The organism is Cytobacillus oceanisediminis 2691, from assembly GCF_007678455.1.
GTDB lineage: Bacteria > Bacillota > Bacilli > Bacillales > Cytobacillaceae > Mesobacillus > Mesobacillus oceanisediminis_A.
This window is the reverse complement of sequence record NZ_VEEP01000309.1, coordinates 1-253: the sequence shown is the minus strand read 5'-3', so window position 1 is coordinate 253 and position 253 is coordinate 1. Positions and strand designations below refer to the sequence as shown.

1 protein-coding gene is annotated in these 253 nt (G+C 36.0%); it reads left to right on the top strand.

Annotated features, from left to right (window positions below; genetic code table 11):
• Positions 1-187: hypothetical protein (locus FS736_RS24950; protein WP_222125118.1), on the top strand; the 187-nt coding region annotated here is incomplete at its 5' end.
• Positions 188-253 lie beyond the last annotated feature (66 nt).

The following is a 253-nucleotide window of genomic DNA, read 5'->3' as shown; positions in this document are numbered from 1 at the left end:
GATAGAAGAGATAGGGGTAATAAAAAGTAAGCATAGGAGGAGGCTGAGTTGGAGAAGGAAAAGGAAACGGGTTTTTGTTTGCGGATGTATTTATAATGTGTTGGTGAGTGAGTTGAGTGTTTGGTGGGTGAATAGGAAGGGTAGGGTTGGTTATAATAGTGTGAGTGATTTGTTGGGGTGGTTTTGATTGTTTTTTGGAAATAAGTAGTTGGATTTGTTGAATTTTGATATTTTTTGATTAAAATTGTGAATG